Origin of the sequence: Thalassomonas actiniarum (assembly GCF_000948975.2) — a bacterium.
Lineage (GTDB): Bacteria > Pseudomonadota > Gammaproteobacteria > Enterobacterales > Alteromonadaceae > Thalassomonas > Thalassomonas actiniarum.
In genome coordinates this window covers 4,516,647-4,528,805 of the sequence record NZ_CP059735.1, presented here as the reverse complement: position 1 = coordinate 4,528,805, position 12,159 = coordinate 4,516,647, and the positions used below count along the sequence as shown (strand labels likewise).

Annotated in this window: 10 protein-coding genes and 1 pseudogene; 9 read left to right on the top strand and 2 right to left on the bottom strand. The window is 46.8% G+C overall.

Annotated elements, in window-relative coordinates; genetic code table 11:
- Nucleotide 1 precedes the first annotated feature (1 nt).
- Nucleotides 2-1,003: a zinc-dependent alcohol dehydrogenase family protein gene (locus SG35_RS19640; RefSeq protein WP_044832008.1), complete on the bottom strand. Its 1,002-nt coding sequence runs from the start codon at nucleotides 1,001-1,003 to the stop codon at nucleotides 2-4.
- Between the two features lie 163 nt (nucleotides 1,004-1,166).
- Here SG35_RS19640 and SG35_RS19635 point away from each other — a divergent pair, with 163 nt between their 5' ends.
- From SG35_RS19635 to mrdA, 4 genes are all read left to right on the top strand, one after another.
- A complete protein-coding gene (locus tag SG35_RS19635; RefSeq protein WP_044832007.1) occupies nucleotides 1,167-2,081 on the top strand; it encodes a LysR family transcriptional regulator in 915 nt (304 codons plus the stop codon).
- A 210-nt stretch (nucleotides 2,082-2,291) separates the two neighbouring features.
- Entirely contained in the window at nucleotides 2,292-2,414 is a 123-nt protein-coding gene (locus SG35_RS19630; RefSeq protein WP_269082167.1) for a hypothetical protein, read from the top strand.
- 87 nt (nucleotides 2,415-2,501) lie between these two features.
- Nucleotides 2,502-3,164: an alpha/beta hydrolase gene (locus SG35_RS19625; protein WP_044832006.1), complete on the top strand. Its 663-nt coding sequence runs from the start codon at nucleotides 2,502-2,504 to the stop codon at nucleotides 3,162-3,164.
- Nucleotides 3,165-3,189: 25 nt separating this feature from the next.
- Nucleotides 3,190-5,118: a penicillin-binding protein 2 gene (mrdA, locus tag SG35_RS19620; RefSeq protein ID WP_044832005.1), complete on the top strand. Its 1,929-nt coding sequence runs from the start codon at nucleotides 3,190-3,192 to the stop codon at nucleotides 5,116-5,118.
- Nucleotides 5,119-5,187: 69 nt separating this feature from the next.
- On the opposite strand, the gene SG35_RS19615 is transcribed toward mrdA, so the two are convergent.
- Nucleotides 5,188-6,120 (bottom strand): hypothetical protein, encoded by a 933-nt coding sequence (locus SG35_RS19615; protein WP_044832004.1) that lies wholly within the window; start codon nucleotides 6,118-6,120, stop codon nucleotides 5,188-5,190.
- Between the two features lie 500 nt (nucleotides 6,121-6,620).
- Between SG35_RS19615 and SG35_RS19610 the strand changes: the two genes are divergently transcribed.
- The 5 genes and pseudogenes from SG35_RS19610 to SG35_RS19590 all read left to right on the top strand — a co-directional run bounded on the left by SG35_RS19610 (nucleotide 6,621) and on the right by SG35_RS19590 (nucleotide 11,799).
- Nucleotides 6,621-7,901: a hypothetical protein gene (locus tag SG35_RS19610; protein WP_044832003.1), complete on the top strand. Its 1,281-nt coding sequence runs from the start codon at nucleotides 6,621-6,623 to the stop codon at nucleotides 7,899-7,901.
- Between the two features lie 151 nt (nucleotides 7,902-8,052).
- Nucleotides 8,053-8,427, top strand: a complete 375-nt coding sequence (locus SG35_RS19605; RefSeq protein ID WP_044832002.1) for a VOC family protein — start codon at nucleotides 8,053-8,055, stop codon at nucleotides 8,425-8,427.
- Between the two features lie 547 nt (nucleotides 8,428-8,974).
- On the top strand, nucleotides 8,975-9,982 hold the full coding sequence (locus tag SG35_RS19600) for a Kelch repeat-containing protein (protein ID WP_044832039.1): 1,008 nt from the start codon (nucleotides 8,975-8,977) through the stop codon (nucleotides 9,980-9,982).
- Nucleotides 9,983-10,099: 117 nt separating this feature from the next.
- Nucleotides 10,100-11,132 (top strand): annotated as a pseudogene (locus SG35_RS19595) (IS630 family transposase).
- 403 nt (nucleotides 11,133-11,535) lie between these two features.
- Nucleotides 11,536-11,799 (top strand): SymE family type I addiction module toxin, encoded by a 264-nt coding sequence (locus SG35_RS19590; protein WP_044831999.1) that lies wholly within the window; start codon nucleotides 11,536-11,538, stop codon nucleotides 11,797-11,799.
- Nucleotides 11,800-12,159 lie beyond the last annotated feature (360 nt).

Genomic DNA, 12,159 nt, shown 5'->3' with positions numbered 1-12,159 from the left:
ATTATACCTTCACCACTATCTTGCCCATCTGCTGGTTTGATTCCATATACCTGTGCGCATCACGGATATCGTTAAAAGCAAATACCTTATCGATAACCGGCACCAGTTGTCCCTCTTCAAACAAGGGCAATAAAGCCGCTTTTGCCTGTGCCAGGCGCTTTTTATCTGCTGTGAATTCAAACAAGGTATAGCCACGTATGGTCAGGCCCTTGCTCAGGGCGGTAAAGAGCGGATACGGGGTTGGTCTGTTATCCAGTGCGCCATATTCTATGATGGTGGCAGCCGGTGCCGACACCTGTGCCAGCTGTTCCAGCAACGGACCGCCGACAGGGTCAAAAACTAAGTTGACCCCCTGACCGCCGGTAATTTCTGCGCTGCGGGCAACCAGGTCTTGGCTGTCGGTTTGGATGACATGATCTGCGCCCTGATTCGTTAAGAAGTCGACTTTGGCGCTGCCGCGGGTGGTGGCGATAACTACAGCTCCCAGGCTCTTGCCCAGTTGAATGGCGGCGACGCCGACACTGCTGCTGGCGGCGGTTACCAACAGGTATTGTCCGGCCTGTAAATCAGCCAGCTCCACCAGGGCGCCATACGCGGTCAGGTATTGCATCCAGATAGAGGTACTCTGTTCGGCAGAAAAGTTTTCCGGTGATGCAGCCACCGCATGTACCGGTACCACGGCACTTTCGCCGTAAACGCCATATTGGCTCATGGAAAAAGCCGGGATAGTGCTGACCCTGTCGCCAATTTTAAATTCACTTACTCCCGGGCCAATTGCATCAACCACCCCTGACGCCTCATAGCCGATACGGGCAGGAAGCTCCGGCGTATCTATATAAGCGCCGTTTCTGAACATAACTTCGGCGCGGTTAAGGCCAAGGGCTTCAACTTTTAGACGGACTTCATGTTCTCCCGGTTCGGATAAGGGCAGTTGTTCAATATCCAGTACCGAAGCATCGCCGGTTTGATGAAAGCGGACGGTTTTTACAGTGGGCTTGTTCATAAGGTTTCCTTAATCGGTTAAAAAACAACTGGCGCCTTTGTTCAAGGTTAAAAGTCAAAGGCTGAGCAGCAGTGAAAGTTGACATAGCTTAAGTCTGGATAAATAATTGCACAATAGTAAGAAAGTGAACTGATTGTTTTGTTTTTTAAACAATGAAGGTGTTATGAATAATCTTAAACTCTTACCCTGGCTGTTAACTTTCGCCGAGGTCGCTCAGCGAAAGTCTTTCACCCAGGCCGCCAAGCAGCTTGGTTTGAGCAAGTCGGCGGTGAGCCAGCAAATAAAAAGACTGGAGCAGCATCTCGGCCAGCAGTTACTGTCCCGCCATACCCGGGGCATGTCGCTCACCGGTACAGGTGAAAAATTACTCGGGCGCTGTGAATTATTACAGGCCCAGGTGGATTTGGCGCTGGAAGAGGTCAACAGCTCGAAAGAGGCCCCTTCAGGTACTTTTGCCCTGACCATACCCCATTCCTGTGAGCGGGATATAGTGATCCCGGCCCTGAATCAATTGTGTTCAGAATTCCCCAAAATCGAACCTAAAATTCTCGTCACCGACGAGGCGAAAGACTTGATCAAGGATAAGCTGGATGTGGCTATTTACGGCGGCAAGTTAAAAGACAGCAATTACCGGGCATTGCCTTTAGGCAGCATGAGGGAAGTCTTTTGCGCCGCCCCCGGATATATCTCGCAAAAAGGTTTGCCGGAAAGGCCCGAAGATATGGCCGCTCACAGATGGATTTCACCTCCCTGGCAGGGGAGCAATATCACTTTTTATCCCAATCATGATCTTGGTCGCGGCATTTCGATGACCTTTGATGCGTTCGCCCATACCAATACCTTGCCCAGCGCCCTGGAAATGGCACTGCAGAATATGGGCATTGCCCTGCTGCCGGAAGTGGCGTTGCAGTCGCATATCCGCGAAGGTCGCCTGATCCGGGTCTTGCCCGCTTACCAGGGAGCCCAGTGGGATTTCCACCTGGTGCACAGGTTTCAGGGAGAAAAGCCCGTGCATATCACCCGTTTTTATCAACTGGTACGACATTTTTTTGATAAAGCCCATTTAGCGGTGAATTAGCCGCCAATTGCCCTGGTTTTTGTGCTGTTTTTGCCCGGAAATGCAAAAGACATATTTGTGCCATCTTTTTGCCACAATTGAACAGGGCATTGCCACAACAAGATAGTAACACAATGATAAAATTTAACTTATCTATCAATTAGCGACCTGTCTCGTTTGCTGTAATGCCAGCTTGGTGGTCGCTATTTACTCGTTAAGCAGGAAAGTCCTTTGTTAGTTGAATTTATCTCGGTCAGTGGTTTCGCCTTATTTTGTGCGCCAATTGTCGGCTACCTGGTGGCATTGCAGTTGATTACCCTGATCGAATATAAAGCCTTTGGCAAAAACCTTTAACCTTCCTTTGAAATTATGGGATCTAATGTGTTGTTTATGAAACCCTCTCTGATACCTACTTCCGGGTCATATCAAGGTATCCGTCAAGTGTTCCGCTGCTTTGCAGCTTTGTTTGTTTTTACTTTGCTGCCGGCAAGGGCTATTGCCGGTGAGCTTTATACCGAGTTTCCCGAAAAGATCCGCCCCGGGGAAAAATATGTTTTTTATTCCCACGGCTTTATTGTTGAAGGCACAAATCCCAGGCCGGAAAACAAACGCTGGGGAATTTATGAATTTCCGGCGATAAAACGGGCGCTGTCGGCTCCGGGCTATAACCTTATCGCCTACCACAGGCCGGCGAAAACCAATCCGGTGACCTTTGCCGAGAAAATGGCCGGCGATATCCGCACGTTATTAAGGGAGGGGGTTAAGGCACAAGATATCTACCTGATGGGCTTTTCCCGGGGTGGGGCGATTTCGATATTAACCAGCAACGTTTTAAAACTGGACAAAATCAACCTGGTGATCCTGGCGGGCTGCTCCAAATACATGAAAAACAATAGCCAATACCGGATGTACGGCAAGGTCTATTCCATTTATGAAACCAGCGACGGCGTAGGCTCGTGCCAGTTTGTGGTTGACCGCAGTCCCCGGGTGCAGGCCTTTAAAGAAATTGCCATCAGCACAGGCAAAGAGCACGGCGCCTTTTACCGGCCGATCTCGCAATGGCTGGTACCGGTGAAAAAATGGCTTAACGGCGCCGAGGCGTGATTGACCTTAGCTTACCCGGTGATTTATGACAAATTCAGGCCTGTTAAAAAATCATGATGTTGAAGCGAAAGTTTTTTCCTCGCGCATGATACTGGCGGTTATCGGGGCTTTTTTGCTGCTGCTGTTATTGTTTTATAACCTTTTTACCCTGCAGGTAAGCAATTATCAAAAGTACCAGACCCGCTCTAATGAAAACCGCATCAAGGTCTTGCCTATTGCCCCCAACCGCGGACGGATATTTGACCGTAACGGTGTTTTGCTGGCGGATAATACCCCGGTATACAGCCTGGAGATGATCCCGGAACAAGTTAAAGATATCAATAATACCCTGGCTGCTTTGCAGGACTTGCTTGGACTGAGTGATGAAGAGCTTGCCCGGGCGCAGAAAAAGATCAAAGGCAAGCGGCGTTTTAAGGCCATAGAAGTGAAGGGGCGTTTAAGCGAGCTGGATTTGGCGCGCTTTTCGGTGGAGCAGCATAAGTTTCCCGGGGTCTTTATCGATGCCAGGTTAAGGCGCGACTATCCGTTTGCAGAATTAACCACCCATGCGCTGGGGTACGTCGGACGGATAAACCAGCAGGACTTGCTCAAACTTGACCAGGAAGGCATAGCCGGCAATTATGCCGCCACCCGCAATATCGGCAAACTTGGCATAGAAAAATTTTATCAGCAGGAGTTACACGGCAGTATCGGCAATGAAAAGGTGGAAATTAATAATCAGGGCAGGGTGATCCGCACCCTGGATTATACCCCGCCGGTGCCCGGCAAAGATCTGACCTTAACGCTGGATATCGAGCTGCAAATGATTGCCAAACGGGCGTTGACCGGCAAACGGGGCGCCGTGGTGGCCATTGACCCCCGCGACGGTGCCTTGCTGGCCATGTACAGCAACCCCAGTTATGATCCCAATCCTTTTGTCCACGGCATCAGCAGCCGGGATTATAAAAAGCTGCTCTCTAAAGACAGGCCTTTGCTGAACCGGGTGACCCAGGGGGTCTATCCGCCGGCTTCTACCATCAAACCTTTTCTGGGGTTAACCGGGCTGGCCCATGGTGTGATTACCGAGCATACCAAAGTAAATGATCCCGGCTGGTACCAGCTGAAAAATGTTAAACGTAAGTTTCGCGATCACATCAGCTGGGGCCATGGCAAGATAGATCTGCACCGGGCGCTGATGAAGTCCTGCAATACCTATTTTTATCACCTGGCTTTTGAACTCGGTATCAATAATATTGCCGATATGATGGAAAGGTTCGGCTTTGGCGAAACAACCGGTATTGATATTTTCGAAGAATACCAGGCGGTACTGCCGAGTCGGTATTGGAAGCGCAGCCAGTATAACCAACCCTGGTACCAGGGAGATACCATCAATATAGGCATAGGGCAGGGGTTTTGGGCGGTGACCCCGTTACAGTTGGCACAGGCGACGTCTGTTTTAGTCAACCGGGGTGAGGTGAAAACACCGCATTTGCTGATGTCCCGGCAAGGAAGTGTGGTAGAAAGCCAATTGCCGCTTAGTGAGCAAAGCAACACTTTTGCTCATCCTTTAGATGAAGAGCGGCCGCCGATGTCGTTAGTTAAGGATAAGCATTGGGACATTATTTTAAATGCCATGCATGACACCGTGCAGGTTAAAGGGGGCACAGGTTATAACGCCTTTAAAGGCAGCTTTTATGATGCCGCCGGTAAGTCCGGTACCGCCGAGTTGGTGGGACTGGATGAAAACCAGAAATATGAGGACATCAAAACTCGCGAGCACTTGCGTGACAATGCCATGTTTATCGCCTATGCGCCGTTTGACAACCCGGAAATTGTGGTGGCGGTGGCGCTGGAAAACTCAGGCCATGGCGGTGTTTCCGCCGGGCCTGTGGCCAGGCAGGTGATGGATCAATATTTTGCCCACAGGAGCTTTATTTCACAGGCGAATGGCGGGGGAGATAAACCCGGGAAGTGAGATAGCTTCCCGGATCTAAGTTGGTTTTATAGCCTTAGCCGACGTTAAATAGCCGGTCAGGCTGAAGGTTTAATAGGGGGTGCAATCAGGATTGCCGTCCAGGGTGCAAACCCGCTTACCGCCTGTGGTCCAGCGTTTATAAGTCAGGTTGCCGATAGTGACCGCCAGGGATTGTTTATGCACGACGATATTGCCGACGGAGAACGAGAAGTTGTCGTTGATGATGGTCTCTTTAGCTAACTTGTCCCGGATAACCTGCCCGTAATCTATCCCCTGGAACATGAGTTCGTTCAGCGGGATATATTCTTTTACCCCAAAAAACGACAAGCTGAATGCGTCGCCGCCATTATAGAGATAGTTCAGATCTGCCGGCAGCTGTGAATTGATTTTATCGTCGACGATAGAATCAACCAGGGGATCTAAGATATCGCCAATGATCGGGATACTCAGATCAACATCAACATCCGCCGTTAGCGGGGCGTGAAAGTCGGTAACATTAACAACGCCGTTGAAATAGTCATATTCGCCTGTGATGTTGATGTTATTGATATTCGCTCTGATGGTGCCTTCGGCGTACCAGCTTTTCTCGACCTTGGCATAACCGGTCAGGTTAATGCCGTTAATGGTAAAGTTGAGGGTATTGGGCTTACTGCTGGGGGTAAAGTCGGCCGTTAAGGTCCCGGAAGTATAAACATTTTTATATTTTATGCTCAGACCTTCATCGTTTGCCAGTTTGGTAAGAGCTTCGTTGGTTGCTTCCACCATAGGGTTGTCGATGGCATTGTATCTGGCATGGGTAATTTTCTGCAAGGTAGCATCTGCCCATAGATCCCTGTTGGGGAAATCGCGACGGTAGAATTCCGCGCCGTTATATAAACCGGCTTCATGTAAGGCCGCATAATAAATGAATCCGTGAGTATTGCTGTCGGGCAGTGCTGAACTGCTTGTTGATACCGAGAGCAGTAATGCTGTACCGGCGGCGCTGACGAGTGTCTTTTTCATTTTACTTCCTTATTTTATGTTTAATAAATGTTAAAATTATCAATATAAAATGTAAATATCAACAAGGGGAGGTAAATTTATACCAGGAAAAAATGGCGATACTTACCCAAGCGGCAGCAGCAAAAGGCTAAGCCACTTTATTGCGACGAGCGTAAATACCCGTATGCACGCTTGTGCCGACCTTAAATACAAGTAATACCAGTTTGTTAAATTAATTTGTTATTATTTTGGATTACTTGCTAATGGCTCACCTTTGTTGCCATCAGAGAGAATAAGAACAATAAGGGGCAGGGAAGCATATATAGCCGGGGTAAAGGTGTTTACGCCGGGCTATAAGATAAGAAAATAAATCCTGATTTTCGGTGACGGAATGAATAGCGCTGGCGAACATGAGTTTTCACAAAACCCGTGTAGCCGGCGTTTTATATGCATAACTCCCGGTGTTTATTGCATGAACTATGCGCTAAACGCAGGGAAAACCGAATTGTTAGGATCAGATCATGTTAGAACTGATGGAATATGCGCTGTGGATGCAGCGTACCAAGGCCGGGATCAATAAACCCAGAAGCAGTGCCCTGAAAAATATCGATAAGAAGCTCAAATGTTATCATTTGCAGGGCAGAACCCCGGCCCTGAGACAGGAAGTCGCTACCGCCGTTGACATCTGGCAGCAAGAAAAAGGTGTTGGCTGGAAAAACAGCATACGTAATACCAATGGCGCGGTCAGCGACTTAATCAAGCAAATCAATAACGAGTTTGAGTTAAGCGAGCTGGATCAAACGGCAATCCGCTACCTGCAAGATCACCGTCGTCAATATATTGTCCATTTGTTCCAGGGACGGGAAATAAAACTCTCCAGTAAGTTTTATACCGCTTATGAAGTGACAACTTCTGTTTATCAGGCGGGCAGTGTTGGCAGTGCCGCTTACAGTCAGGCGAAAAATCTGGTGAACCTGATCTTGGGCAATGCGGTTAACGATCCCGGGATGATGGCGCTGATCAAAGATATTCTCGGCAAAAGTTTATCGGAATTTATCACCGAAATTGCTCCCGGAGTCGGGCTTGCCTATTCCAGCTCTATGGCGACCTATAACAGTTATCTGGCACTCTCTGCCGCCCGTTCGGCTCACAGCATTAAAAATGCCCGGCAAGGCCTGTTACCCGGCGATCCCACAGCCGCTTTCCTGGCGGTGAAAACCCTGATAGAAAGGGAAAGAAATGCCTGCGCCGCCCATGCCGGTATTTATGCCGTGGAAGCGACGGCCAAAGCCGCGGGGATCTTTCTGGATGCGGGGGCGGCCACAGGCACCGCTGCGTCAATAATCGGTATGACGTCCCGGTTGCTGATCACCTTATACCTGCTGAAAAAAGACTGGGATGAAATGCAGGCAGTGAAAGGCTTGTTCCAGAAACCCTGGGAGATAGACAACAGTTTATTCGCCAAAAGTCCTTTGCTCGGCTGTTACTTCCTGTTAAGCGCCGATACCTGGGTGATTGTTAACCTGATCTGCAGTGATTTCGGTAAACCCGGCTACAAATACCAGGTAGAGCAGGCGGTGAAAAATCACTTAAACCCGCTGATGGTGGTGGCCGGGCAATGCATCGTTAATCACAGGATGACGTTGACCGGGCCGGTGCCGAAACTCACGGTTGAGCGTGAAGATGACCTGACGCAAATTGCCATCAGGGACGCCAAGCTGGCGGATCAAATCAACAGCAGTTTATATAACAAGTTATACAACAAGCTCTTTAAAACCGAGCTGCAAGGTTACTTTAAATAAACTGTCAGAAAATTGTTGAATTTGACTAAGGCACGACTCTTGCTTACCCCAGACGGTATTTTTTTATTTATTAAATTATCTGCAAGTATATTATCTGCGAGACCTGCAAGAGCTATGCTAAACAGGTAGATGTTCATTATAAGGAAGTCTTATGGTAACTAATATCATTCTTGGTACTAATGACCTGGCCAAGGCCGAACAATTTTACGATTCCTTGCTGGCCCTTTTTGGCGCTAAACAAACAATAAAAAATGATAGCTCCGTTTTGTGGAAATCGGAAACGAACAGTGTCGGCATTGCGGTATGTATACCTTTTGACGGCCTTCCGGCAAGTAACGGTAATGGCACTATGATCGGACTTAAAGCCGAATCGTTTGACCACCTGAAAAATGTTTATAAAACTGCCCTGATCTTGGGGGGAACCTGCGAAGGGGAGCCGGAAGAGCGCGAGCCGGGTGTGTATGCCGCCTATTTCAGGGATCTTGACCACAATAAATTTGGTGTGTTTTACCTGAGTGAAAAGTAGTCATTAATCAAAGCAGGTTATTGAAGGAGGCAATATCCCGGTAACCTGCTCTCTCTTCATTGGCAAGAAAATATGCCATCAAGCTTAATAGTCTGAAACCTCTAATAAACCAGATCTCCCCTGCAATCAGGACAGGCACCTTGAAGCTCACGCCTATCTCCGGTGTACCGCTTTTTATTCTTAGCATGTTTTTCAGGTGTTGTGACTATGGCAATGAATGCTTTCTTTTCCTTGTGGTACAGGAAGCAAAGTTTTATTTGCCAAAAACATTAGCTTCATAGGCTTTAGCCTGTTACTGCTGTGATTTTTGAATTTGTATTAACTCAATCTCTTCCTGTTTTTTCACAAGGTTTTTAAAGGTGGTTTCTGTATAGGGATGGCTGTTTTATTTAATTATTCTTTAAGTTTATGGCTTATTGTATTAATAATATTGCATGGCCACGATAAGCGCGCTTTAACCGGCAAATGATGCCGGTATCATATGTACAAAGAAAGGAAAATAATGCTTATGAAAATATCCAGAAGGGGGTTTTTAAGGACTCTCGGAATGACAACCGTGATGAGTTTTGATTATTTCTATAGTTCCGGCGCATTCGCAAAATCGCAGCGCTTTTCCTGGTCACAGGGCGATGCTCTGAATACTCCCGTTCAAGAAATATATCCAAGCGTATTTAATGGCGAGATTTATGTTGCCGGAGGGTTTGTTCCCAGCAACAGCCCGGTATTCTTCGGGCTGGCGCCTTCCAACCAGGTTTATATTTATGCGCCGGATAAGAATAGCTGGCGATACGGTACTAAGCTGCCGGCAGCGCGGCATCACCTTGGCATGGCCAGTAATTCGCAGTATTTGTATGGCATTGGCGGCTTTTATGGCAGTAAGGGCAATGCATGGCAAGCAAAAGACAATGTTTACAAGTTGGCAGCCAATGGAAAAGCCTGGCAGTCAGGCCCGTCTTTGCCTATTCCATTGGCTGAATCTGTTTATGCTGCTCATGCTGAGCATATTCACGTTATCGGTGGAAAGACATTTGATAAGCTGGCGAGAAGAAACATAGATACGAACAGTCATTTTGTTCTCGTAGACAACCAACATTGGCAAAAAGCTGCGCCAGCGACAATGGCCAGAAACTCTGCGGCTTGCGCAGTATTGGATAATAAAATATTTGTTATTGGCGGCAGGAAAGCCGGCATCAAAGCTCAAAACATCCAGTTTGCTGAAATGTATGACACTAAAGGTGATAAGTGGGAAGCTATTAAACCTTTGCCGGCGGCATTGGCCGGTTTAACTGCAGTCGCGTTAAATGGAAAGATAGTTGTCGCAGGAGGAGAGGCCTTCGGGCCTAACGGGAATTGGCGAACAGGGAAAGCATTTAGTCAGATATGGTCATACGACCCGGTCAAAGATTCGTGGACACAAGAGCTGAATATGCCTCAACCCAGACACGGTCATGGCGCCGTAACGCTTAATGATAAAATGTACATTATCGGCGGGGCTGCTAAGGTCGGACCGCAAGAGACATTATCATCGTTACTTATTATGGAAGAGCGCGCTTAAACTTTCAGAAAGCGGAGTTGGGCACCAAAAACCGGCTTTATACCAATTAACTTATAAATTCGATCATGGTGTGTTCATTTTTCATTGACCTATCATGGCTGAACGAAGTTGTTTGATATACAAGATTTTGATTTTAAATCTCTAGCGAATAAAGAAGCTAACCCACGAACTCGTATAAGATTGCTCGCTTTAGCCCATATCCAGGATGGGGCCAATTATCAAGATACCGCAAGTTACCTAAAAGTGGGGCGTGTTACGGTTAGCAACTGGGTTAAGTGCTTTCAGCTAAAAGGGTTAAGTGGTCTTGGTAATGATTACAAAGGAAGGCAATCTATCATCTTGGCGGAACAAATGGATAATCTTAAGCTTTATATCACTGATAATGCAATAAAAGCCGATGGTGGTCGCCTGGTTGGCAAAGACATTCAATTGTATGTTGCAGGGCATTTTCAATTAGATTACTCGTTAACACATATCTATCGCTTGTTAAAGCGACTGAATTTAGCTTGGATCACAAGTCGCTCTTGTCAGCCAAAGCAATCAGAACAGGCACAGAAAGGTTTTAAAAAATTCCAAATAGAAACGATCCTTAAGATCCCTGGGCATATAGCACTTGAACGCGTGGATGTGTGGTTTCAGGATGAAGCAAGGTTTGACCAACAAAATACAACAACCCGCATTTGGGCAGAAAAAGGCACTCGCCCTCGTGCTGTGAAACAGCAGCAGTTTAAATATGCATATTTATTTGGCGCACTATGTCCGTCAACAGGTGCAACCTAAGCTTTGATAGCACCCTTAGTGAATACGGACATTATAAAAGCCCATTTATCGTTAATTTCTAAACGAATCAAACCCGGTCGCCATGCAGTCATTATCGTTGATGGCGCCGCATGGCATCAGGAAAGGCTTGCTGAAGATTTTCACAATATTACGATAATAAAGTTGCCTCCATATTCTCCGGAGTTAAAACCCAATAGAGCAAGTTTGGCAATGGTTAAGGCAAAGAGAGCTCGCGAACCGATGCTTTGAAAATTATGAAGACATAGTTGAGCAATGTAGCCGTGCTTGGAATCACTTTATCAGTGACATTGAACAGGTTAAGAGACTATGTTCTAGAGAATGGGCATCTATGTCACATTCTAAATGTTAATTGGCATAATTGGATAATGCAATCTGGGTAAAGCCGCTCTGTGGCAGCAACTGTCCTTTGCCTTCACTTAGTAGGTTCGGAATTAATTAAGTTGCTTGTAAGCTCGCTTCGTGTGCATTTATGACATTAGCAGTCAATAATCAGCCATATATTTCCTAATAAATATAACAGCTTATCTATGAGCCTTTTCCTCAAATTTCTTTCAAAAAAAAGCCCCCTTGCTGTTGATTTATCCAGCTAAAAGGTCTTTATTTAATAGTGCGATCCATCCAATTAAGGAGAGCACCCATTCCAGATTGTTAATTCACCAGCTGTTGCGCTTTAGGCAACAGCTCAAGTCGCAACCCCTGAGTGCTACTACACCCAGAGGTCGCTAACCACAACGAACTAAACGGAGTACGTCATGGCTGAATATCATCATACGTCAGAGCCAGGCTCGGCAAAAGTAAAATATCCCATTTATCGGCAACTTACCGTACAGGAAACCATTTGCGGCACGGCAGCGAGAACCCGCGGCGTAGGTATTAACTATGTGCCGGTAAAGCTTGAACCTTGCATTGTGCTCAGGGGAAAGTGGCTTAAGTTGGCCGGCTTTGCCATCGGGCAAAAGATCAGTATTAGGGTAAATCAAGGTGAGCTTATCATCACATCTAGGCAGGCAAGCTAAATAACGGAGGAATAAACCGGGTAATTACGGCTAAAAGAAGCCAAGCTGCTGTGTCTCAACGCTGATGCAGCAGCTTGCCTAGTATGCCGTAAACAGTATTTTCCTGGATGTTAACGGGCAAGCTTTCTATTAAGTCTTAATATAACTCTAATGTCGAAGTAGTGCGCAGTGGGGACATTAGCCTTAATGTTTTTTCAATACATTTTCTGATAAATTAACTCATCTTGTATTACTAATCCCTCTGCATATTAAGTTGCCATCTTTTGCCATAATTCATCATGACTTGAACATTGTTCCAGTAAAGCTTAAAGATATACTAACCCTCACTAAAAGGGCGCAACATAGTAAGTGGTTATAGGT

Coding starts and splice junctions, on each gene's coding strand:
- SG35_RS19610 (WP_044832003.1), top strand. CDS start 6,621: ATGTTAGAACTGATGGAATATGCGCTGTGGATGCAGCGTACCAAGGCC.
- SG35_RS19605 (WP_044832002.1), top strand. CDS start 8,053: ATGGTAACTAATATCATTCTTGGTACTAATGACCTGGCCAAGGCCGAA.
- mrdA (WP_044832005.1), top strand. CDS start 3,190: ATGACAAATTCAGGCCTGTTAAAAAATCATGATGTTGAAGCGAAAGTT.
- SG35_RS19600 (WP_044832039.1), top strand. CDS start 8,975: ATGACAACCGTGATGAGTTTTGATTATTTCTATAGTTCCGGCGCATTC.
- SG35_RS19590 (WP_044831999.1), top strand. CDS start 11,536: ATGGCTGAATATCATCATACGTCAGAGCCAGGCTCGGCAAAAGTAAAA.
- SG35_RS19635 (WP_044832007.1), top strand. CDS start 1,167: ATGAATAATCTTAAACTCTTACCCTGGCTGTTAACTTTCGCCGAGGTC.
- SG35_RS19615 (WP_044832004.1), bottom strand. CDS start 6,120: ATGAAAAAGACACTCGTCAGCGCCGCCGGTACAGCATTACTGCTCTCG.
- SG35_RS19640 (WP_044832008.1), bottom strand. CDS start 1,003: ATGAACAAGCCCACTGTAAAAACCGTCCGCTTTCATCAAACCGGCGAT.